This is a genomic window from Kribbella sp. NPDC051936, from assembly GCF_040680955.1.
Taxonomy (GTDB): domain Bacteria; phylum Actinomycetota; class Actinomycetes; order Propionibacteriales; family Kribbellaceae; genus Kribbella.
Genome location: NZ_JBFAXS010000005.1, coordinates 261354 through 283201, shown reverse-complemented (window position 1 = coordinate 283201; position 21848 = coordinate 261354). Strand labels below are relative to the sequence as shown.

Genomic DNA, 21848 nt, shown 5'->3' with positions numbered 1-21848 from the left:
AGATACGGCCTAGGTTCCCGGGCGGCGGCCTGGTTTGCTGACGCGCCGCACGGTCGTACGGCGGGCGCGCGGAGTGTGCGATCCGACGGGGCCGGAGCCTGAGACCGGGCGGGCCTCGTCGAGGTCGACGATCTTCGGCGGCGGCGGGACGAAGACCGGGATGGTCTCCTCCTCGTCGACGGCCGCGGGCGGCCCGACCGGCGGGGCCGGCTTGGCGCGGGCGGCCGACTCCTTGCTCACTCGCGGCCTGACGGCGGCGACCCCGGGCGCGGCGAGCGGGCTGCGGGGCGGACGGCGATGCGGGAGCCGGGTCCTCATCTCGATGCCGAGCACATCGATCAGCTTGCGGCAGGCAACGATCGAGAGCGCGACCGCGAACACCGTGCACCCGGCGAACAGCACCGCCTCGCCGCCGGCCGCCCAGTTCGACGGGTCGGTCCGGGCCATCGCCGCGATCATCGCGACGACGATCGCGTTGGTGATGCCGAAGGCAACGGCCACGCCGACGGTACGGAGCACGACACGTCGCTCCAGCCCGACGTCGTCGGCCGCCGCGACCAGTCCGGCGATCAATCCGGCCAGCACCGGCACTGTATAGACAAGTGCGAGCGTCAGCCCCGGACTCGCGACCAGGTAGAAGACGTCGAACACCAGCGCGGTGCCGGTCAGTGCGGCCGCGAAGCACACCACCATCGGCGGATACGCGCGCAGCACCGCGACCGCGTCCGCGGGCACGGTCCTGAACATCCGCAAGGCCAACCGCAACGACTCATCCCCTCGTCTTCCACCCATTGTGCAGGTACCCGGCACCGTCGGTGAGACTCAGCGCCCAGCGAGTCGCCGGCGAGGTGTGGACGAAAAAGAGGTGACGCCGGTCCGTCGCAGTTTTCGTCGACGACGGACCGGCGGAACCTTGAGTTGTACTGCGACCCGCGACCGACAGCTAGGCGGCGGCCTGGAGCGGAGTCAGCTTCTTGCGGAGGTCGTCGAGGATCCGGCGAAGGACCCGCGAGACCTGCATCTGGCTGACGCCGATGTCCTCGCCGATCTCGGACTGCGTCCAGCCCTCGACGAACCGCAGCTGCAGGATGCGGCGGTCCCGTTCGCCGAGATCGGCGAGCACCGGCTGCAGCATCTCGACCGTTTCCAGCTGGTCGATGCTCGCGTCCTCGTCGTCGGCGACCACGTCGGCGAGCGTGAGCTCGGCGTCGGCCTCGGCGGGCCGGTCCAGCGAGAGGACGTTGAAGCACCCGCGCGCCGCGAGTGCCTGCTCGACCTCGGTGACCTCGACCTCGAGGTGATCGGCCAGTTCGGCCGGGGTGGGTTCGCGGTTCAGCTGCTGCTCCAGCTCCGGCAGCTTGTTCGCGATCGTGCCTTGCATCTCCTGTAGCCGGCGTGGGATCCGCACCGTCCAGGCGCAGTCGCGGAAGTACCGCTTGACCTCACCGCGGATGGTGGGGATCGCGAACCCGATGAACGGGGTGTCGGCCTCCAGCCGGTAGTGGTGGGCGGCTTTCACCAGCCCGAGATACGCGACCTGCTCCAGGTCGTCGGCCTCGGCGCCCCGGCCGCGGAAGCGGCGCGCGATGCCCTTGGCCATTTCGAGGTTGAGCTCGACGACCTGTTCGAGAATCTCCTGACGCTCGACCTCGTCGGTGCTGGCAGCTCGCCGTTCCATCAGTTCCCGGGTAGCTGCTTCGCGGGCGGCCCGATCCGTGGGCGCTCCGCTGCGGGTGGATTCCCGCTCGATGGTGTTGATGACCATTGGTATGACCTCGCGACTGTCGTCACGGCGTGGCACTTCGCTGAACCACGGTCATGCCTGCAAACACAGTCGTACCCAGGTGCGGCGGGTCCAAACAGTCACCTTTGGCGACCGAATCGGCGATCGAACGCTCGTTTCACGCTCCCGCGATCACAGGAAGTAAGGAAGCGGACACGTGAGCCCAAACCGTGTACGATGCAAATGCAAGGCCAAATGCACGTGCATATGCCAAGGACGTACGGAAGGTGCAGCTGATGACTGCGATCTACAACGGCATGCCCGGCGACTCGAACAGTGAGCTGATCTGGCGCAAGAGCCAGCGCAGCGGCCCGAACGGCAACTGTGTCGAGGTAGCGAAGCTCCCGGACGGCGGTGTGGCGGTGCGCAACTCGCGCTTCACCGACGGCCCGGCGCTGGTGTTCACGAAGGCAGAGATCGAGGCGTTCCTCGGTGGCGTTCAGGATGGCGAGTTCGGCTACCTGATCTGAGCAGGACCCGGCACCACTGAGCAGCACAAGAGCAGCACAAGAGCAGTACAGAGAAGTACAGGGCACCACAGAAGCAAGGGCCCCTTCGCCAGGCGAGTGACGAAGGGGCCCTTTTCTGTGCCCGGAGATCTACGGGCCCGGACGGGCTCCGCGCAGTGGCGTGACGACGCACAAAAAACGCCAGGACCGACTCTCCGGCGAGAGTCGGTCCTGGCGTGCCCGAGGGGCGGGTACGGACTTACTGAACGGTGAGCGGCCAGAGCTGCTCGCTCGGCAGCTCGGAGGCCTTCCCGGTCGCCGCATTGTCAACGGTGATTCGCAATCCGGTGAACTTCGGCGTCATCACCCGCTGGTACCGCGACGCGCGGTCCGGCTCGGCGACGTACTCGGCGATCAGGTGATCACCCAGCCAGATCCGCACCATCTTCCGTCCTCCTGCTGCTCTGTCGGTGGTCATGGAGCCAGGCTCACGATCGGGTCGCCGTCGAGGTGGCGGACGCCGCGCAACCAGCCCTCGAAGGCCCAGCGCTGTTGCTCGGGGCAACGCGCGACCAGGTCCTGGATCTCCCGCTCCGTCAGCTCCTCGGGCGCACGGCTGCCGGCCATCGCGGCGGTCTGCTCCACAACCTCACTGTCGTCGTCGTTCATCGACTCGGGTTCCCCAACCAGTCATGCCAACGGGGGGCCGTCGGCGCTCTGTAGGACCGGCCTGCCGGTTCACGCGATGTCACTTTTCGCGAGATCCAGCTCACCTTCTGTGCATGAAGCAATCATGGCGTCGGCACGCGACGAATGCAAGCGCCCGATGCACGTGCATCCGCACGTTTTCCATTTCGAGACCAGATTGGGCCTGTTTGCGCCTCAACGAGGCCGGAGCAGCCGTCGCCGAACGGTGTTCGACGGCGCGTCGGACCGCTAGTATGTACTAACAAAAGAGGCGAACCATTCATCAGCTAGGCTTACACTCCGTGATCGCCGATCCGGAATCGCCGCTCTTTTGTAAGAACTTCGGCAGATCAGCGCTCCGGCGTGCGATGATGTGCGTCTGCGGGTGAGGTTGCCGATGGAGACCGCTGGGGCCGCTGGGAGGTGGGTGTGACCGAGTCGGGCGCGCAGAGCGGACCGACCGCGCTGCGCATCATTCTCGGCGGGCATCTACGCCGGATGCGGGTGGCAGCAGGGATCAGCAGATCCGACGCGGGGTGGGAGATCCGGTCGTCGGAGTCCAAGGTCAGCAGGATGGAGCTCGGCCGCGTCGGCCTCAAGGAGCGCGACGTCCGCGACCTTCTGACGCTGTACGGCGTCGACGACGAGGAAGAGCGCGAGCGCCTCCTCGCGCTCACCCGGGAGGCGAACAACCCCGGCTGGTGGCACCGGTACGGCGACGTGCTGCCGAGCTGGTTCCACTCCTACCTGGACCTCGAGGCCGCGGCCCAGCTGATCCGTGTCTACGAGCTGCAGTTCGTCCCGGGTCTGCTGCAGACCCCCGACTACATCCGCGCGGTCATCCAGCTCGGCCGCGGACTGATCCCGGCCGAGGAGGTCGAGCGCCGGGTCGCGCTGCGGACCGGCCGGCAGAGCGTCCTGACCCGTCCGGACCCGGTGCGGATCTGGGCAGTCGTCGACGAGGCGGTGCTGCGCCGGCCGATCGGCGGCGTGAAGGCGATGGTCCAGCAGCTCGACCACCTGATCGACGCGTCGCAGTACCCGAATGTCACGCTCCAGGTGATGCCGTTCAACGTCGGCGGCCACGCGGCCACCGGCGGCGCGTACAGCATCCTGCGGTTCCCGGAGCAGGACCTCCCGGACATGGTCTACATCGAGCACCTCAGCAGCGCCCTGTACCTGGACAAGCTCGAGGACCTCGATCAGTACACGGCCACCATGGAAGCCCTCTGCGTCGCGGCCCCGCCGCCGAACAGGACCCGTGACATCCTCACCAACATCAAGAAGGACTTCGAGTCCTGACCTCGCCGATCAGGTGTTGTCGGTCAGCCAGGTGATCAGGGGTTTGGTGGCTCGCCAGTCGGACCGGATCCGGTCGGCCAGGTCGGCGGTGTGGATGACGGGTTCGAAGCCGTAGCTCTTGCCGACCGTCAGGGACTTGTGGCGGAGCAGATCGATCCGGGGGTGCTCGGGGTCGTAGCCGCGAGGGCGGGTCTTGAGCTTGTCCCCGCCGACCGTCCAGCCGGCCTTCGTCAGTCTGGCGAGCAGCTTCTCCAGCTGCTTCCCGCGGCGGTCGTCGTCGATCGCGGTGCGGACCCGGGCCAGGCGCTCCGACGACGCCTCGTAGAAGCCGGCCGCGACCCGGACGCCGGGTGCGGAGACCTGTACGTACCACCCGGTGGACGGCGCGACGTCGATGAAGGCGCCCTGGTGGGTCTTGTACGGCGTCTTGTCCTTGGCGAAGCGGACGTCACGGTACGGGCGGAAGAGTTTCGCCGTACCGAACTCCTCCTCGAGCTCGGCCAGCAGCGCGGCCATCGGCGCCCGGACCGACTCCTCGTAGACGTGCTTGTGCTCCGTCCAGAAGGTCTTGGTGTTGTCCATCTCGAGATCGTCGTAGAAGTCCAGCGCCGCAGCCGGAAACCCGGTAAAACTCATGCTGTCACGATAGTTCTCCCACCCGATCGGACCGACGGCAGGCTCAAGCCCTGAAGAAGGCGCGGACGTCGGCGGCCAGCAGCTCGGGCACCTCGAGCGCCGCGAAGTGGCCGCCCCGCGGATGGCTGGTCCAGCGGACGACGTTGTCGGTGCCGGCGACCTTGTGCCGGAGCGGGATGAAGTTCTCGTGGGCGAGGTCGAGCAGCGCGGTCGGGGTCCGGGACGGCTCGGGCGGTCGACCCCAGTACGCCGCATGCGCGCGCTCGTAGTAGATCGCGCCGGCCGAGCCCGCCGTCCTGGTCAGCCAGTAGAGCATCACGTTGGTGAGCAGCAGATCCCGGTCGATCGGGACGTCCGACCAGGTCGCGAACTTCTCCGCGATCCAGGCCAGCTGCCCGACCGGCGAATCGGTCAGCGCGTACGCCAGCGTCTGCGGCCGGGTCGACTGCAGGTCGGCGTACCCCTGCTGCTCGGACGCGAACTCCTGCTGCCGCCGCCACGACGCCCACGTGCGCTCGCGCTCGGCGGCGTCCAGCGGCGCGAGCTCCGCCGGCGTCGGCTCGGACGTGGCGCCCGCGCCGGGGATCAGGTTGAGGTGTACGCCGAGCACCCGTTCCGGATCGATCCGCCCGACCTCGCGGGAGATCGCCGCGCCCCAGTCGCCGCCCTGGACGCCGTACCGCTGGTATCCGAGCCGCGTCATCAGCTCGGTCCACGCGCGCGCGACCCGCGTGAACTCCCACCCGGGCTCGCGGGTCGGGCCGGACAGCGTGAAGCCCGGGATGGTCGGGAGGATCAGGTGGAAGTCGCTCAGCAACGGTGCGACGGAGGTGAACTCGACGACGGAGCCCGGCCAGCCATGGGTCAGCACGAGCGGGATCGCGCCGGGCGACGACGAGCGGAGATGCGCGAAGTGCACGAGTGCCCCGTCGATGACGGTGGTGTACTGCGGCCACTCGTTCAGCCGCGCCTCAGCGGCCCGCCAGTCGTACCCGTCCCGCCAGTAGCCGGCCAGGTCCCGCAGATACTCCAGCGGTACGCCGCGCGACCAGCCGGCGCCCGGAAGCTCCGACGGCCAGCGCACCAGGTCGAGTCGGTGCCGCAGGTCGTCCAGGTCGCTCTCCGGCACGTCCAGCCGGAACGGTTCGATCGTCACCCCGGCACCCTGACGCACCAGGGGCGGGTTCGCACCTGGTTTCAGGCGCTGACCTTCTCCTGCGCGCGGTCGTGGACGACCTTGATCGCGACGGCGCCGATCAGGCAGAGCACGCCGGCGCTGATCACGACCGTGGTCAGCGTGCTGGCGCCGCTGAGCGCGTTGTCGCAGGCCATCGGCGTGATCCCGCCGGCCGGCCGGAAGGCCGAACCGCAGTCTGCCCCGCTCGCCGACACCGACCGGAATCCGAGCAGCGCGCCGCCGACCAGCAGCACCAGGCCGGCCACGCCGAGAATCTTGTTCAGCGAAATCACGGTGAGACCGGCTCCGCTGATCGCGGGCATGCCGACGGCGTGCCCCATGAGCCCCGTTGCACCTCGTTCACTCCTGCCTTCGTCGGACCACCCAGGTTCGACGGTACGGTCCGGCCCGCGATCGACCCACCCGAGCAGCCGGTCAGGACTGATTCTTCACACAGTCCTTACTCAGGACATGACCGGTTGTGACAGTGATCTCAGATCAAACGACGGTGACTCTCAACCGAGACGTTCCTCCAAATGAACGGTGATATCGTCTCCGGGCTGCTTGCCGAGCAGGGTTCGCAGCTCGCCCCTGACGGGCAGTTTGTGCGTACCGTCACCGAGCGCCATGAACGAACTCTCGAACGGATGGCCGTCCATCGTGCCGCGCACCTTGACCAGTCCGCGCGTCCCGAAGTACGCGGCCGAGTCCGGCATCTGCACGTAGGTCCAGCCGCCCTTGGCGTCGCTCTTCAGCAGCGGCGCGGTGAAGGTCTTGTCCAGCTTTCCGGTCTTCTTGCTCATCGTGAGCTCCTCTCTACACCCCTGGGTAGAGACTGCGGACGCGGTTTCGACATCCGCGGCCAACTTATTCTGGGCAGCGTGCAGATGACGATCCGCCGGGCCGGGCGGGACGACGTACCGGCCGTGCTGGCGCTCCTCGACGAAGCGACCGAATGGCTGGTCGCGCGCGGCCGGACCGACCAGTGGGGTACGGCGCCGCACTCGACGAGCCTGCGGCGCGTCGAGCAGATCACCGGCTTCGCCGACGACGGCGGCCTCTGGGTCGGTACGGCGGACCACCGGGTGGTCGGCGCGCTGGCCGTCGGCGCCGCGCTCGACTACGTGCCGCCGGCCACCGAGCCGGAACTGTACGTGCGGCTGCTCGTGACCGATCGCGCGTCCGCCGGGCAGAACCTCGGCGGGACCCTGCTCGACCACGCGCGCGGCCTCGCCCGCGAAGCAGGCGTGCGGCTGCTGCGGGTGGACTGCTTCGCCGGCGGGGACGGCGCACTGGTCCGGTACTACGAGCAGCAGGGCTTCACGCGCGACACCGCGTTCGCCGTACCGCGGGTCAATGATGTGGATTGGCCGGGTCAGGTGCTGGTCCAGCGCCTGTGACCGCGCGGTGCACCGCACCGTGCGCGTCGCTGCAGTGCTCCGGCGCCTCCGCGCCGGCGTGGTCGACCTGGAGCGTGGAGTGCGTCAGATGGTGGCGCTCAGCAAGCAACTGCTCGATCCGGACCCGGATCTGGTGGCAGTCGAGGCCCTCGGCAACCAAGATGTGCGCGGACGCGGCCGGCTCGCCGGAGGTGATCTCCCAGACGTGCAGGTCGTGCACCTCGACCACACCCGGCACCGCGCACAGCTCGGCGCCGAGCGCCTGCGGGTCGATCGCGGCCGGCGCGGCCTCGAGGAAGATCCGGCCCGAGTCCCGGACCAGCGAGACGCCGGCCTTCAGCATCAGCACGGCGACCACGAACGCCGCGATCGCGTCCGCCCGGGCGAACCCGGTGAGCAGGACGACGAGACCGGCGATCGCGGTCGCGACGAACGCGAAGAGGTCGTTGAGGATGTGCTGGAACGCGCCCTCGACGTTCAGGCTGGAGCGGTTCGCCTTGCTGATCAGCCAGGTGGCGAACAGGTTCACCACGATGCCGACGACGCCGGTGATCAGGACCAGCCCGCCCTTCACCTCGGGCGGGTGGATCAGCCGGCTGACGGCCTCGTACACGAAGTAGACCGCGAGCAGCAGCAGCGTGATGCCGTTCGCCTGGGCGGACAGGATCTCGACCCGCTTGAAGCCGTACGTGAAGCCGCCGGCCGGCGGTTTGGCGGCCAGCCGGACCGCCAGCAGTGCCAGGGCGATGGCGATCGCGTCGGTGAGCATGTGCGCGGCGTCGGTGACGAGGGCCAGCGAGCCGGCCGCGACGCCGACGATCACCTCGGCGATCATGAAGCCGACGATCAGCGCGAGCGCACCGCTGAGCAGCTTCTTGTCGGCCTGCGCGTCGACCCCGTGCCCATGTCCGTGTCCGTGACCGGCGCTCATCCTTCGGACCTCTCGGGGTGGATGGCGTCGGTGTGCTCGGTGTGCGCGACCGCGAGGTCCAGCAGCATCCGCACGTGGGCGTCGTCGAGCCGGTAGAAGGCGTTCCGCCCGTCGCGCCGGACGGCGACCACGCGATGCGCCCGGAGCAGCCGGAGCGCGTGCGACGTCGCCGACTCGCTCAGGCCGGTGATCGCGGCGAGATCGCAGACACACAGCTCCCCGTCGAGCAGCGCGACGAGCAGCTTCAGCCGCCGCGGATCGCCGAGCAGCCCGAACACGTCGGCCGTGTCGACGACGTCCTGTTCGCCCGGCATCCTGGCATTGACACTCGCCACCCGCTCCGGGTCGACGAGCCGCACGCTGCAGGCATCCGGCTGCACATCTGCAGAACTCTTCATATATTCACGGTAGAGCACCGACCCCCGGCCCGGCAACACCGGCCCGGGGCCGGGACCCGCGATCGCTCACTCGTAGCGAAGCGCGGCCGCGGGATAGGTGCGGGAGGCTTTCACACTGGGCAGCCAGGTGGTCAGGATCGTCGAGATCACCACGACGACGAGGATGATCCCGAGCGCGGTCCACGGCGGTTTCAGTGTCAGGTTCTCCATCCCCGGCTGGCCGGCCGCGTCGGCGATGACGTTGGCCGCGACCACCAGCCCGAGCACGGCCCCGACGGCCACTCCGGTCAGCGTGATGAACAGCGACTCGACCAGGAACGTCATCTGCACCATCCGGGCCTGGAATCCGATCGCCCGCAGTACGCCGATCTGCTGGCGCCGCTCGACCACCGAGCGGGCGCTGATCACGCCCAGCGCGGCGACGCCGATCACCAGCCCGAGGCCCAGGAATCCCAGGATCAGGTACTGGAATGTCAGGCTCGCGCCGACCGCGTCCCGCTGTGCCTCACGCTGCGCCGTGGCCTGCATCCCGTTGTCCAGGAACGCCGACTCCAACTGCTGCGCCACGACCTCGGGGTCGGTGCCCGCAGCGGTCCGGAAGTACCAGACGCTCGGTGCCGCCGCCGCGCCCAGCGGCGCCACGGTCCGCTGCGCCGTCGAGATGCCGACCATGGCGAGCGGCACGGTGTCGGCCAGGACGCCGATGACGGTGAGCCGCAGGGTCTTGCCGGACTGGATGTCGCGGACCTCGATCGGCACGGGCCGGAAGCTGTCGTCCTCGAGGTGGAATCCCGTCAGCCCGAAGTCCGACACCTTCGGCGTACCGAAGTTGTCCAGGCGCGGAACGGAGTACGCGTCCACGACGGCGAGACCGGGGTTGGCAGCCACCGCGTCCCAGACCGCACGATCGGAGCCGTATCCCGCGGCCCGGATCGCGAAACCGTACGTGGTGGACCGGGTGAACTCGTCGTCGAGTCCCCTGAGGACGTAGCCGGGGAACCCGCTCTGCCCGCTCTGACGGGCCTGCACGGGCAGGTACGACTGGCCGGCGACCGCGGTGATGGCGGACCGGTCGATCCCCGGCGCGGTGGCCAGCGCCTGGTTCATGTCCGTGATCGGGGTGAGCGGTGAGGTCTGCGCGGTGACGTCGTACCCGCCGCCGAACGTCTCCTCGTCGTTGTACGCCGCCACGAACGAGCCGGACGTGGCCGATCCGACGACCAGCGTGAACACGACCAGCATGAACAGCCCGATCGTCGCGCCGGTGCGGAACCGTGTTCGCAGCGGCTGGGCGATCGCCGTCCGGACCACCGGTGCGGCGTGCCGGGACCGGCCGAACGCCCACATCAGCGCGGACTGCACGGCGGTCGCGTTGTAGACGACGACCATGGTCGCGCCGGCCACCAGCAGCAGCCCGGCCAGGACGAACACCGAGAACCCCATCCGCAGTCCCGGCACGAGTTTCTCGTAGACCCAGAACGGCAGCAGGTTCCACACCAGGACGCCAAGACCCGCGACGGTGTACGTCAGCCGTTCGCTGCCGCCGAGCAGGCGGATCAGCGGGACCAGAGCGAAGATCACCAGGGTGCCGCCGGCGAGCAGCAGCTCCGCGCTCTTGCCGCGGTAGGCCAGCGCGATGAACGCGGCGCCTAGCAGGAGCGTCCAGGCGATGTGGACACCCCAGGACCTCCGCCGGCGACGCCGCGGCGGCTGCGGGAGGTTGCGGACCGCGGTGACGATGTTGAGGCGGCTGACCCGCCACGAAGCGATCAGCACCACCGCGAGCGTGAGCAGTACCCCGAGCGCGAACGAGACGACCAGACTGGTCGGCGTCAGGCGGTACCGGATCGTCACCATGCCAGGGCCTGACAGCGCGCCGGCGATCGCCCGGACCATGCCCACCGACAGGGCGAGACCCAGTACGGCACCGACGACGGCGGCCAGGACGTCGTACGCGACGCCCTCGAACACGAACATCTGCACCAGCTGGCGGCGCTGGGTGCCGATCGCCCGCGCCGTGCCCATCTCACCGCGGCGCTCCGCGGCGAGCATGACGAAGACCAGGAAGATCAGCAGTACGCCGGCCGAGACGGTGAACGTGCCCATCGTCGAGAACATCGACAGGAAACTCGCGCCCTGCTCGTCGGCCTGGTCGAGTCCGTCGCGCTTCACCGGGTCGACGAACAGACCGAGTGCGGACGTCGTGGGCCGCAGCGCGGTGACGACCTCGTCGGTGCGATCCGCGCCGCCGATCTCGTCGCCGTCGTTCGACACCACGACCTGCTGGACCGCGGAACCGACGCCGAGCAACTGCTGCGCCGATCGCAACGGCATCAGCAAGGCACCGCCGTCGGTGCCGGCGCCGTCGTGGTCGACCACCCGGGCGACGGTCAGCCGCTGCTGACGGCCGCCCGCGAACACCACGAGCTCGTCGCCGGCCGCCGCCGAGAGGTCGTCCGCCGCTTCGGCGTTCAGGTAGACCTGCCCGGCCGCGAGCTCGTCCAGCCGCACGCTCGCACCCGATGTCGTGCGGATCCGCGCGAACGCCGACGCCGGGTCGGTCGCGAACAGCGTCACGCTCGGCTCGCTCGTGCGGCTGCGGGAGTTCTGGACGGCGATCGACTCGCTGATCGCCGGCGCGACCGCGTCGACGGCCGGCACCTGCCGGGCGGCGGCGACCACGCGAGCCGCCTCGGTCGCGGACAGGAAGCGCGCGCCCGCTCCCCGGCCGAGCGTCGCGATGTCCGGTTCGTCGGTGGAGCGTGCCGAGATGATCTCGTCGGTCTGGCCGTACGTCGTGATCACCGACGTCCGGACCGTGTGCGAGATGATGTCGCCGAAGCCGAGGGCCGAGGCGATGATCATCGTCCCGAGCATCAGGCCGCCGACGATGATGGCGGTCCGGCCGCGGCGCCGGGCCATGTTGCGGACACCCAGTTTGAACAGCACCCGGTTCCGCACCGCCAGTGCGGCCACCACGGCCAGCGTGACGACCACCAGCAGGCCGAGTACGACGGCCAGTGCCCTGACCGGAATTCCGAACAGCTCGGTCATGGCCGGCACCCCCTCAGTTCGCGGCGGGGGCGGTGGCTTCCATGGACGGCAGCTCGGCCAGCGCGATCTGGTAGCGCTCACGTCCCGGCGGAGACCGGAAGATCGTCGTGTAGCGCTCCAGGGTCTCGGCGTAGAAGCCTTGCGAGCCGGCAGCGTCAGCCGCCTCCGGCGTCTCCCAGAAACTGATGATCGCGCCCAGGCCCTCCGGCGTGGCCATCACCAGCACACCCGCGTACCCGGGCTGCTCGTGCAGCTCCGGGAGCACCTCGGCCCGGAACCGCTCGACCGCCGACGCGGTGTCGATCCGGACGGTGTCGATCTCAAGCAACGTGAGACGCGTGAACATGGCTGGGCTCCCTCCGTTCGTTCACGACCTGCTCGTCGACCACCCGGCCGTCGAGCATCCTGATGATCCGGTCGGTCCGCCGGCCGACGGCGATGTCGTGGGTCACGATCAGGAAGGTCAGGCCCCGCTCCCGGTTCAGCCGCCGCATCAGCGACGTGATGTCCTCCGCCGACTCGCTGTCCAGGTCGCCGGTCGGTTCGTCGGCCCAGACGATCGCGGGCTCGTTGACGAGGGCCCGGGCGATGGTGACCCGCTGCCGCTCGCCACCCGACAGTTCGTCCGGGACGTGCGTGGCGCGGTCGGCCAGGCCGACCAGCTCGAGCGCTTCGATCGCGCGCTCGCGGGCGGCCTTCGGCGCCCGCCCGGCGAGCAGCAGCGACAGTTCGACGTTCTCCACCGCCGACAGCACCGGCATCAGGTTGTAGAACTGGAAGACGAACCCCATCCGCTCGGCCCGGTACCGGGTACGCGCCCGGTCCGGCAGCTCGGTGAGATCGACGCCTTCGATCAGGATCCGGCCGCCGTCGATCTCGTCCAGCCCGGACAGGCAATTCAGCAGGGTGGTCTTGCCGCAGCCGCTCGGGCCCATCACGGCGGCCATCTCGCCGCGCCGCAACTCCAGGTCGATGCCCTGGAGCGCGGCGACCCGGACCTGCCCGGTGTCGTACGTCTTCCGTACGGCGGTGGCAGACACGATGACGTCGCTCGTGGTTTGCTCGGTACCCGACGGCCGACCGGCCCGGCGTTTCAGCATGGTGGTCCTCCTCACGGGCGCGGGCGGGAACGAGGGTTCGTTCCTTCCAGCCTTGGAGCCTCACCACGCACCGGTCAGGGACGAACGTCCCGCGTCCGACCCGACGAAGGTCCGTTCAGGACCGTCCGGGCCCGCTCGCGGCGGGCCCGGACGGTGATCAGGCCAGCGACACCAGGTCGAGGTAGTCGTCGGACCAGAGGTCCTCGGTGGCGTCGGGGAGGATCAGGACGCGGTCGGGGCGGAGGGCCTCGATCGCGCCCTCGTCGTGGGTGACCATCACGATCGCGCCCGGGTAGCTGCCGACCGCGCCGAGGACCTCGTCCCGGGAGGCCGGGTCGAGGTTGTTCGTCGGCTCGTCCAGCAGCAGCACGTTCGCGCTCGAGTGGACCAGTCCGGCCAGGGCCAGCCGGGTCTTCTCGCCACCGGACAGGACGCCGGCCGGCTTGTCCACGTCGTCACCACTGAACAGGAACGAGCCGAGCACGTTACGCACCTCGCCGTCGGTCAGCCCGGGCGCGACCGTCGCCAGGTTCTGCCGGACGGTGCCGGCCAGGTCCAGCGTGTCGTGCTCCTGCGCGAAGTACCCGAGCCTCAGCCCGTGACCTGGTACGACGCGGCCGGCGTCCGGCTGCTCGCGGCCCGCGAGGAGCCGGAGCAGCGTGGTCTTGCCCGCCCCGTTCAGCCCGAGGATGACGACCCGACTCCCCCGGTCCACGGCCAGATCCACACCGTCCAGGACCTGCAGGGCGCCGTACGACTTCTTCAGGCCGACCGCGGACAACGGCGTCCGGCCCGAAGGCGCCGGGGCCGGGAGGCGGATCTTGGCGACCCGCGCGGCCCGGCGTACCGGCTCGAGGCCGCCGAGCAGCTTGTCCGCGCGGCGTGCCATGTTCCGCGCCGCGACCGCCGTGTTCGCACCGGCCTGCATCTTCGCTGCCTGGGCGTGCAGGACCGCGGCCTTGCGCTCGGCGACCGCACGCTCGCGCTGCCGCCGCCGCTCGTCCACGTCCAGTTGCTCGAGGTACTTCGTCCAGCCGGTGTTGTGGATGTCGACCGTCAGCCGCTGCGGGTCCAGATGGAAGACCCGATTGACCGTTGCCTTGAGCAACTCACGGTCGTGGCTGATGACGATCAGGCCGCCCGGGTAGGCCAGCAGGAACTGCCGCAGCCACAGCACCGAGTCGGCGTCGAGGTGGTTGGTCGGCTCGTCGAGCAGCAGCACGTCGTGCTGTGCGAACAGGATCCGCGCCAGCTCGACGCGCCGGCGCTGACCGCCCGACAGCTCACCGATCGGCTGCTCCAGGGCACGGTTGGGCAGACCGACGCCGGCCGCCAGCCGCGCCGCTTCGGTCTCGGCCGCGTATCCGCCGCCGGCCTGGAACGCCGCTTCGGCACGCGCGTACGCCGCCATCGCCCGCTCCTGGGCCGCGCCGGTCGCCGTACTCATCGCCGTCTCGGCCGCGCGCAGGTCCCGGACCGCTACGTCCAGGCCGCGCGCAGACAGGATGCGTGCCGTGACGGTGATGGCGGGATCGGCCGCGCGCGGGTCCTGCGGCAGGTAACCGATCGACCCGGTCACGGCGATCTGTCCCGTTGCCGGACGGGCCTCGCCGGCCAGCGTCTTCATCAGCGTGGTCTTGCCGGCGCCGTTGCGGCCGACGAGTCCGACGCGGTCGCCCGCGCCGACAGTGAACGACAGCTCGGCCAGCAGCACCTGTGCACCGACCCGAATATCTACACCGCGAACGGTGATCATGATGGTTACTCTCCGTGTTAGCTAGTGGACGCACCTCACCTGCAGAAGCGGGTGCGCCGGCTAGACACAGAGGCAAGTAGCCATGGGCCCACGGTAACCGGGGCGGGCAAGGACCGTCAGCTGATTTTCGCGGGCAGCTCGACGACGAAGCGGGCGCCGCCGCCCGGACGGTCGGTGACCTGGATGGTGCCGTGGTGCCACTCGACGTGCCGGGCGACGATCGCCAGGCCGAGTCCCACGCCGCGGCCGCGGCTCGACATCTCGCCGCGACCGAACCGCTCGAAGATCCGGGTCCGGTCCTCCACGGCGATCCCCGGCCCGGCGTCGTCGACGGTGATCACGACCCCCAGCCCGCCCGCCGCGACGCCGACGCCCTTGCAGCCGCCCGCGTGGTCCTCGGCGTTCTCGACCAGGTTCGCGATCACGCGCTCGAGCCGGCGCTTGTCGGCCTGCAGGGTGAGTCCCTCGGCCTCCGGCTCGACGTCCGTCACCTCGCGTCCGGCGGCCGCGTCGGCCGCGGCGCGGACGAGGTCCGCGATCCGTACGATCTCGCGACTCCCCCGGTCGCCCCCGTCGTCGCGGGAGATCTCCAGCAGGTCGATCACCAGCCGCCGGAACCGGTCCAGGTCGTCGCCGAGCAGTTCCACCGGCTCCCGGACGGCGGCCGGCAGCTCGGCGCGGTGGTTCTGGATCAGCTGCATCGAGTTGAGCATCGTCATCAACGGCGTCCGCAGCTCGTGGCTCACGTCGCCGGCGAACCGGGCGTCGGCCGCCACCCGGCGTTCCAGCGCCGCCGCGGTCTGGTTGAACGACCGCGCCAGGCCGCCCAGGTCCTTGTCGTTCTCGGCCTGCAACCGCGCGTCCAGCTTGCCGCGCGCGACATGGTCCGCGACCCGGGTCAGCTCGGCCAGCGGCCGCAGGGCGAGCGTGCTGGCCAGCCGCCCGACCGCGAGCCCGAGCAGGGCGGTCGCGATCGCCGCCGCGATCAGCGTGATCTTCATCCGCTGCAGCGTCGCGTCCAGGCTGTTCAGCGGATGCCACTCGAAGAACGCGTCGCCCTGCCGCCCGATCGGTACGCCGACCGCGAGCACCGGCTGGCCGCCCACGTCGATCCGGCGCTGCACGACGTTGCCGCCGATCGCGTCCTGGATCATGTCCGGCGGCAGGTCGGACGGCTTCCCGGTCAGCGAGTACCAATGATCCTCGAGGTACAGCATCGACGCCGCCGCGTCGGTGGCCGGCAAGCTGTTCATCAGCTCCGTCACCGAAACGCCCTTCTGCAGCGTCGGGCTGTCGCACTCGACCCGCTCGTGGCTGGGCCGGCACGGCTCGGGCGGGCCGAACAGCCCGTACCGCAGCGCTGCCGCGTTGTCGACGGTGATCGTCTCGGCCGCCGCCTCCCGCTGCTGGACGAGGTAGTCCGAGACCACGCTCCAGGTCACTACCGACAGCACAGTCGACAGACCGAGCGCCAGCAGCCCGTACGCCAGCATCACGCGCCCCCGCAGGCTGAACCGTCCCAGCAAGGTCAGCTCACCAGGCGGTAGCCCAGACCGCGGGCGGTGACGAGGTGCTTCGGGCTGGCCGGATCGCGTTCGATCTTCAGGCGCAGCCGCCGGATGTGGACGTCGACGATCCGGCTGTCCCCGAAGTACCCGTAGCCCCAGACCTTCGAGAGCAGTTGCTCGCGGCTGAGCACCTTGCCCTCGGCGCCGGCGAGCTCGGCGAGCAGCTTGAACTCGGTCCGGGTCAGCGGCAGCACCGCGCCGTCCCGCGTCACCTCGGCGCCCCGTACGTCGATCCGCAGGTCACCGATCTCGAGCAGGTCGGACTGCCGCGCGTTGGCCGGCTCGACCCGGCGCAGCAGCGCCCGGATCCGGGCCGACAGCTCCTTCGCGACGAGCGGTTTCGTCACGTAGTCGTCGGCGCCCGCCTCCAGCCCGGCGACCACGTCGTGACTGTCGGTCCGCGCGGTCACCATGATCACCGGTACGTCGCTGGCGCGCCGGATCTCCCGGCACACCGTGAACCCGTCGCGGTCCGGCAGCATCAGATCCAGCAGCACCACGTCCGGGGGTTCCCGGCGCAGGGCGGCCAGAGCGTCGTACCCGTTGGCCGCCTCAGCGACCTGGTACCCCTCGTCCTCCAGGGCGAGCCGCAGGACCCGCCGGATCCGCGGTTCGTCGTCGACCAGCAGCAAGCTGTGTGCCACGCGACCAGTGTCGCTCACCGCCGGGCCGGACGCCGATTACGGCTGTCATGAATCCGTCATGTTCGCGCGGGGCCCGGTTGACGTCCTCATGACGGTTGCGTGACCCCGGATCCGGGCGGGTCCGGGCGGCCTAGCTTCGGCGCTATCGAGTCCCGGAGGAGGACCAATGGCCAGAAGACGGCTGGCGGCAGCATCCCTTGCCGCCGCGGCGAGCCTGATCGCGCTCGCCGCCTGCAGCAACGGCGGCGGAACGGCGTCCGGATCCGGAGGCGGATCCGCCGGCACACCGGTCAACGGCGGCACCCTGAACATGCTCGGGGCGGGCGACGTCGACTACATGGACCCCAACGTCAGCTACTACTCCGTCGGGTACCTGAACCTGCGGATGTGGAGCCGTCAGCTGTTCACCTACCCGGCCGATCCGAACGGCAAGAACACCGCGCCGGTCGCCGATCTGGCCACCGACATCCCGACCCAGGCGAACGGCGGGATCAGCGCGGACGGCAAGACGTACACGATCAAGATCCGCCCCGGGGCGAAGTGGAACACCTCGCCGGCCCGCCCGGTGACCGCGGCGGACATGGTCCTGGGCGTGAAGCGCACCGCCAACCCGCAGCAGCCGTTCGGCGGCATCCCGGACTTCGCCACGCTGATCGTCGGGTACAAGGCGTTCGCCGACGGGTTCGCGAAGGCGCCGAAGACGGTCGCGGGGATCAAGGAGTACATCGACAAGACCCCGCTGCCGGGCGTCGAGGCCAAGGACGCGTCCACGGTCGTCTTCCACCTGACCCAGCGCGCGACGTACTTCGTCGACATGCTCACCCTGCCGGCCTTCTCGCCGGCGCCGGTGGAGTCGCTCAACTACCTTCCGGCCAGCACCGAGCTCGGCAACCACTTCCCGTCCGACGGCCCGTACAAGGTCGACGCGTGGGTGCCGACCAAGTCGATCACGTACTCCCGCAATCCCGCCTGGGACGCGGCGTCCGACCCGGTCCGCAAGGCGTACGTCGACAAGATCGTGGTGAACGAGACCGTCACCCAGGACTCGGTCCAGCAGCAGCTGCAGACCGGTACGCCGTCGGCCGACATGGAGTTCGACGTCGCGCCGCCGCCGTCCCAGCTGCCCGCGCTGCAGGCCAAGAAGGATCCGAACCTGACCATCGGCGACACCGCGGGCTCGAACCCGTACGTCATCTACAACACGGTCTCGCCGAACAACAACAAGGCGCTGCAGAACCCGAAGGTGCGGCAGGCGATCAGCTACGCGATCAACCGCGACCACATCCTGCAGGTGCTCGGCGGCAAGACGCTGAACCCGCCGCTGACCCACGTGCTGCCCGACGTCATCGTCGGCTCGAAGCAGATCGACCCGTACCAGTACAACCCTGACAAGGCCAAGCAACTGCTCGCCGAGGCCGGCTACCCGCACCTCACGCTGAAGTTCCTGTACCGCAACGCGACCGAGGGCAGCAGCAAGACCTTCCAGACGGTCCAGCAGGACCTGACCAAGGCCGGTATCACGGTGGTCGGCGTACCGTCGCCGAACGCGGACTTCTACGTGAAGTACCTGCAGGTGCCGGATGTCGCGCGGCGCGGTGTCTGGGACGTTTCGCTGGCCGGCTGGGGCGCCGACTGGTACGGGAACGCGGCGCTGTCGTTCTTCAACCCGCTGTTCTCCGGTCCGCCGTCGTACCCGCCGGTGGGCTCCAACTTCGGGCTCTACAACGACCCGGAGACCAACAGCCTGATCCAGCAGGCGGCGACCGCGGAGACCCAGGACCAGGCCGCCGACCTGTGGGCCAAGGCCGACGCCCGGGTGATGGACCAGGCGGCCTTCTACCCGCTCACCAACGGCAAGCAGGCGAACTACCACGCCGCGCAGGTCCACAACGCCGTCTACGTCCCGTCGATGCAGAACTACGACCCGACGAACGTGTGGCTGTCCAAGGACAAGCAGGGCGGCTGAACCCACATGGCCCTGCTTGAAGTAAGAGACCTCAAGGTCTCCTTCGACACCCCGGACGGTACCGTCCGTGCCGTCCGGGGGTTGTCGTTCGACGTGGAAGCCGGGCAGACGCTCGCCGTGGTCGGCGAGTCCGGGTCCGGCAAGAGCGTCGCCACCCAGACCATCACCGGCCTCACCCGCGGCGCGACCGTCTCCGGTACGGCGTACTTCGACGGCACCGACCTGATCACCGCGGACCAGGCCACGCTCCGGCGGCTCCGGGGCGCCCGGATCGGGATGATCTTCCAGGACCCGCTGTCCAGCCTGCACCCGCAGTACCGGATCGGCTGGCAGATCGTGGAGATGATCCGCGCGCACGACCTGGAGATCAGCAAGCAGGCGGCCCGGAAACGGGCCGCCGAACTACTCACCCTGGTCGGCATCCCGCGGGCGGCGGAGCGGATCGACGACTATCCGCACCAGTTCTCCGGCGGGATGCGGCAACGGGTGATGATCGCGATGGCGATGGCGCTCGACCCGGCGCTGCTGATCGCCGACGAGCCGACCACGGCGCTGGACGTGACCGTGCAGGCGCAGGTGCTGAACGTGATGCGCCGGCTGCAGGAGCAGTTCGGGACGGCGATCATCCTGATCACCCACGATCTCGGCGTGGTGGCGGAGATGGCCGACGACGTGGTGGTGATGTACGCCGGCGCGGTGATGGAACGCGCGCCGCGCCGGGACATCTTCTACCGCAACCACCACCCGTACACGCAGGGCCTGCTGGCGTCGCTGCCCGCCCGCAGCGGGGACCGGCTGACGCCGATCGCGGGCGCACCGCCCAGCCTGATCAGCCTGCCGAAGGGCTGCCCGTTCGCGGCCCGCTGCCCGCACGTGTTCGACAAGTGCGCGGAGCCACCGCCGCTGACCGACGTGGGCGGCGACCCGCGTCACCAGTCCGCCTGCTGGCTCCCCCACAACGTGAACGAGGCGGTGGCGTCATGAACGAAGTGCTGCTGAGGGTCGACGACGTCCGGAAGGAGTTCCCGACGTCCTCCAAGGAGGTGGTGCAGGCAGTCGCCGGTGTCTCGCTGGAGGTGCGCAAGGGCGAGACCCTCGGTCTGGTCGGTGAAACGGGCTGCGGGAAGTCCTCGCTGGCCCGCTGCATGGCTCGCCTGTACGACGTGACGTCGGGCTCGGTGTGGTTCGAGGGCAGGGACATCACCAGGCTCTCGCGCAAGGCGATGCGGCCGCTGCGCCGCGACGTCCAGGTGATCTTCCAGGACCCGTACGGCTCGCTGAACCCGCGCCGCCGGGTCGGCTCGATCATCGGCGACCCGTTCAGCATCCACAACATTGCTTCCGGCAACGAACGGAAGAAGAAGGTCCAGGAACTGATGGAGCTGGTCGGGCTGAACCCCGAGCACTACAACAGGTTCCCGGCCGAGTTCTCCGGCGGTCAGCGGCAGCGGATCGGCGTCGCGCGAGCGCTGGCGCTGCGGCCGAAGCTGGTGATCTGCGACGAGCCGGTGTCGGCACTCGACGTGTCGATCCAGGCGCAGATCATCAACCTGCTGTCGGACCTGCAGCAGGAGTTCGACCTCACCTACGTGTTCATCTCGCACGACCTGTCGGTGGTCCGGCACGTGAGCGACCGGATCGCGGTCATGTACCTGGGCAAGATCGTCGAGCTGGCGCCGACCGGCGAGCTGTTCGGGCAGACCCGGCATCCGTACACGAGGGCGTTGCTGTCGGCGCTGCCGGTCGCGGACCCGGACACCGCCGACAGCCGCGAGCAGATCATCCTCGGCGGCGACATCCCGTCGGCGACGAACCCGCCGTCCGGGTGCCGGTTCCACACCCGCTGCCCGAAGGCGCGGCTGGACTGCGCGGCCGAGGAGCCGGTGCTGGAGCCCGTCCTGGACGACCGGCCCGAGCACCGCACCGCCTGCTTCTACCCGTTGACGGTGGGCGAGGACCTGTCCACCGCCGTACCGGACCTGAGGGCATCATGAGCGAGCGAAGCGAGCTCATCAGAAAGCACAGCCCTCTTTGTGCCTCATCGGCGCCCGGAGCGAAGCGAGGACGTCGATGAGTACCGCCATCGAGATGGTCGACGTCATCGACGAACCCCAGGTGATCGAGGGGCGGAGCCCGTTCGCGCTCGCGTTGCGCCGGTTGCGCAAGGACAAGGTGGCGATGGTCTCGCTCGCCGTGATCGTGCTGATCGTGCTGATGGCGATCTTCGCACCGGTGTTCGCGGCCGTGACCGGGCATCCGCCGAACGAGCAGTACCGCGACATCGGGCTGACCCCGGACGGCCTGCCGCGCGGGCCGAACGGCACGTTCTGGCTGGGCACCGACGACCTCGGCCGGGACATCTTGGTGCGGATCGCGTACGGCGCCCGGATCTCGCTGCTCGTCGGCGTGATCGCGACCGTCATCACGGTCGTCATCGGCGTCGTGCTCGGACTGGCGGCGGGTTTCCTCGGCGGGATCACCGACACGCTCCTGGCCCGGCTGATCGACGTGGTGCTGTCCGTACCGTTCCTGCTGGTGGCGATCGCGCTAGTGTCGGTGACCGGGCCGAGCCTGACCGTCACGGTGCTGGTGATCGGCTGCTTCAGCTGGGCGTCGGTCGCCCGGATCGTTCGCGGTCAGGTGCTGTCGCTGCGCGAACGGGAGTTCGTCGAAGCGGCCCGCTCGCTCGGCGCCGGCGACGGCCGGATCATGTTCGTCGACATCCTGCCGAACGTGATCGCGCCGGTGATCGTCTACACGACGCTGCTGATCCCGGTGGTGATCGTGACCCAGGCGACGTTGTCGTTCCTCGGGCTCGGCCTGCCGCCGCCGACGGCCGACTGGGGCGGGATGATCAGCGAGTCGCAGAACTACTACACGACCGCCTGGTGGTTCATCCTGTTCCCCGGCCTGGCGCTGCTGATCACCACGCTCGCCTTCAACCTGTTCGGCGACGGGGTCCGGGACGCCTTCGACCCCCGCGCAGATCGGACCTGA

23 protein-coding genes are annotated in these 21848 nt (G+C 69.6%); 7 read left to right on the top strand and 16 right to left on the bottom strand.

Annotated elements, in window-relative coordinates; genetic code table 11:
• Positions 1 to 9: 9 nt before the first annotated feature.
• Both AB0L64_RS18995 and AB0L64_RS18990 read right to left on the bottom strand, forming a co-directional pair.
• Positions 10 to 747, bottom strand: coding sequence for a hypothetical protein (locus AB0L64_RS18995; RefSeq protein ID WP_363711627.1), 738 nt, complete (start codon positions 745 to 747; stop codon positions 10 to 12).
• Positions 748 to 943: 196 nt separating this feature from the next.
• A complete protein-coding gene (locus tag AB0L64_RS18990; RefSeq protein ID WP_355697701.1) occupies positions 944 to 1765 on the bottom strand; it encodes a SigB/SigF/SigG family RNA polymerase sigma factor in 822 nt (273 codons plus the stop codon).
• Positions 1766 to 2019: 254 nt separating this feature from the next.
• On the opposite strand from AB0L64_RS18990, the gene AB0L64_RS18985 reads away from it, so the two are divergent.
• On the top strand, positions 2020 to 2253 hold the full coding sequence (locus AB0L64_RS18985; RefSeq protein WP_363711625.1) for a DUF397 domain-containing protein: 234 nt from the start codon (positions 2020 to 2022) through the stop codon (positions 2251 to 2253).
• Between the two features lie 238 nt (positions 2254 to 2491).
• Here AB0L64_RS18985 and AB0L64_RS18980 read toward each other — a convergent pair whose 3' ends face one another.
• Together AB0L64_RS18980 and AB0L64_RS18975 are read right to left on the bottom strand one after the other, a co-directional pair.
• Positions 2492 to 2710 carry a hypothetical protein gene (locus AB0L64_RS18980; protein WP_355697703.1) on the bottom strand — a complete coding sequence of 73 codons (219 nt, stop codon included), beginning with the start codon at positions 2708 to 2710 and terminating at the stop codon, positions 2492 to 2494.
• The gene (locus AB0L64_RS18975) at positions 2707 to 2901 is read right to left on the bottom strand and encodes a hypothetical protein (protein WP_363711623.1); all 195 of its coding nucleotides are present in this window, start codon (positions 2899 to 2901) and stop codon (positions 2707 to 2709) included. Before AB0L64_RS18975 ends, AB0L64_RS18980 begins: the two co-directional genes overlap by 4 nt.
• 447 nt (positions 2902 to 3348) lie before the next feature.
• Here AB0L64_RS18975 and AB0L64_RS18970 point away from each other — a divergent pair, with 447 nt between their 5' ends.
• Positions 3349 to 4221, top strand: coding sequence for a helix-turn-helix transcriptional regulator (locus tag AB0L64_RS18970; protein ID WP_363711621.1), 873 nt, complete (start codon positions 3349 to 3351; stop codon positions 4219 to 4221).
• Positions 4222 to 4230: 9 nt separating this feature from the next.
• Here the strand turns inward: AB0L64_RS18970 and AB0L64_RS18965 are convergent, their stop codons facing one another.
• From AB0L64_RS18965 to AB0L64_RS18950, 4 genes are all read right to left on the bottom strand, one after another.
• Positions 4231 to 4857 carry a DUF2461 domain-containing protein gene (locus AB0L64_RS18965; protein WP_363711619.1) on the bottom strand — a complete coding sequence of 209 codons (627 nt, stop codon included), beginning with the start codon at positions 4855 to 4857 and terminating at the stop codon, positions 4231 to 4233.
• Between the two features lie 43 nt (positions 4858 to 4900).
• Complete coding sequence (locus AB0L64_RS18960) at positions 4901 to 6013, bottom strand: epoxide hydrolase family protein (protein ID WP_363711617.1); 1113 nt, start codon at positions 6011 to 6013, stop codon at positions 4901 to 4903.
• A gap of 41 nt (positions 6014 to 6054) precedes the next feature.
• Positions 6055 to 6375 (bottom strand): hypothetical protein, encoded by a 321-nt coding sequence (locus AB0L64_RS18955; RefSeq protein WP_355697712.1) that lies wholly within the window; start codon positions 6373 to 6375, stop codon positions 6055 to 6057.
• A gap of 174 nt (positions 6376 to 6549) precedes the next feature.
• Entirely contained in the window at positions 6550 to 6837 is a 288-nt protein-coding gene (locus tag AB0L64_RS18950; protein ID WP_363711615.1) for a DUF1905 domain-containing protein, read from the bottom strand.
• Between the two features lie 84 nt (positions 6838 to 6921).
• Here AB0L64_RS18950 and AB0L64_RS18945 point away from each other — a divergent pair, with 84 nt between their 5' ends.
• Positions 6922 to 7434, top strand: a complete 513-nt coding sequence (locus tag AB0L64_RS18945) for a GNAT family N-acetyltransferase (RefSeq protein ID WP_363712368.1) — start codon at positions 6922 to 6924, stop codon at positions 7432 to 7434.
• Here AB0L64_RS18945 and AB0L64_RS18940 read toward each other — a convergent pair.
• From AB0L64_RS18940 to AB0L64_RS18905, 8 genes are all read right to left on the bottom strand, one after another.
• Entirely contained in the window at positions 7388 to 8365 is a 978-nt protein-coding gene (locus tag AB0L64_RS18940; RefSeq protein WP_363711613.1) for a cation diffusion facilitator family transporter, read from the bottom strand. The genes AB0L64_RS18945 and AB0L64_RS18940 overlap by 47 nt on opposite strands.
• Positions 8362 to 8763: a metalloregulator ArsR/SmtB family transcription factor gene (locus tag AB0L64_RS18935; RefSeq protein WP_363711611.1), complete on the bottom strand. Its 402-nt coding sequence runs from the start codon at positions 8761 to 8763 to the stop codon at positions 8362 to 8364. Before AB0L64_RS18935 ends, AB0L64_RS18940 begins: the two co-directional genes overlap by 4 nt.
• Positions 8764 to 8829: 66 nt before the next feature.
• A complete protein-coding gene (locus AB0L64_RS18930) occupies positions 8830 to 11817 on the bottom strand; it encodes an FtsX-like permease family protein (RefSeq protein ID WP_363711609.1) in 2988 nt (995 codons plus the stop codon).
• A 13-nt stretch (positions 11818 to 11830) separates the two neighbouring features.
• A complete protein-coding gene (locus tag AB0L64_RS18925; protein WP_363711606.1) occupies positions 11831 to 12163 on the bottom strand; it encodes a hypothetical protein in 333 nt (110 codons plus the stop codon).
• Entirely contained in the window at positions 12138 to 12917 is a 780-nt protein-coding gene (locus AB0L64_RS18920; protein ID WP_363711605.1) for an ABC transporter ATP-binding protein, read from the bottom strand. Before AB0L64_RS18920 ends, AB0L64_RS18925 begins: the two co-directional genes overlap by 26 nt.
• Before the next feature lie 157 nt (positions 12918 to 13074).
• Positions 13075 to 14673: an ABC-F family ATP-binding cassette domain-containing protein gene (locus AB0L64_RS18915; protein ID WP_363711603.1), complete on the bottom strand. Its 1599-nt coding sequence runs from the start codon at positions 14671 to 14673 to the stop codon at positions 13075 to 13077.
• A gap of 116 nt (positions 14674 to 14789) precedes the next feature.
• Positions 14790 to 16199: a HAMP domain-containing sensor histidine kinase gene (locus AB0L64_RS18910; protein ID WP_359936314.1), complete on the bottom strand. Its 1410-nt coding sequence runs from the start codon at positions 16197 to 16199 to the stop codon at positions 14790 to 14792.
• 2 nt (positions 16200 to 16201) lie between these two features.
• On the bottom strand, positions 16202 to 16885 hold the full coding sequence (locus AB0L64_RS18905; protein ID WP_363711601.1) for a response regulator transcription factor: 684 nt from the start codon (positions 16883 to 16885) through the stop codon (positions 16202 to 16204).
• Positions 16886 to 17051: 166 nt separating this feature from the next.
• Here AB0L64_RS18905 and AB0L64_RS18900 point away from each other — a divergent pair, with 166 nt between their 5' ends.
• The 4 genes from AB0L64_RS18900 to AB0L64_RS18885 all read left to right on the top strand — a co-directional run bounded on the left by AB0L64_RS18900 (position 17052) and on the right by AB0L64_RS18885 (position 21848).
• Positions 17052 to 18851, top strand: a complete 1800-nt coding sequence (locus AB0L64_RS18900) for an ABC transporter substrate-binding protein (protein ID WP_359936317.1) — start codon at positions 17052 to 17054, stop codon at positions 18849 to 18851.
• 6 nt (positions 18852 to 18857) lie between these two features.
• Positions 18858 to 19835 carry an ABC transporter ATP-binding protein gene (locus AB0L64_RS18895; RefSeq protein WP_363711599.1) on the top strand — a complete coding sequence of 326 codons (978 nt, stop codon included), beginning with the start codon at positions 18858 to 18860 and terminating at the stop codon, positions 19833 to 19835.
• The gene (locus tag AB0L64_RS18890; protein WP_363711597.1) at positions 19832 to 20845 is read left to right on the top strand and encodes an oligopeptide/dipeptide ABC transporter ATP-binding protein; all 1014 of its coding nucleotides are present in this window, start codon (positions 19832 to 19834) and stop codon (positions 20843 to 20845) included. The genes AB0L64_RS18895 and AB0L64_RS18890 overlap by 4 nt, the downstream gene beginning before the upstream one ends.
• Before the next feature lie 76 nt (positions 20846 to 20921).
• On the top strand, positions 20922 to 21848 hold the full coding sequence (locus tag AB0L64_RS18885; protein ID WP_363711595.1) for an ABC transporter permease: 927 nt from the start codon (positions 20922 to 20924) through the stop codon (positions 21846 to 21848).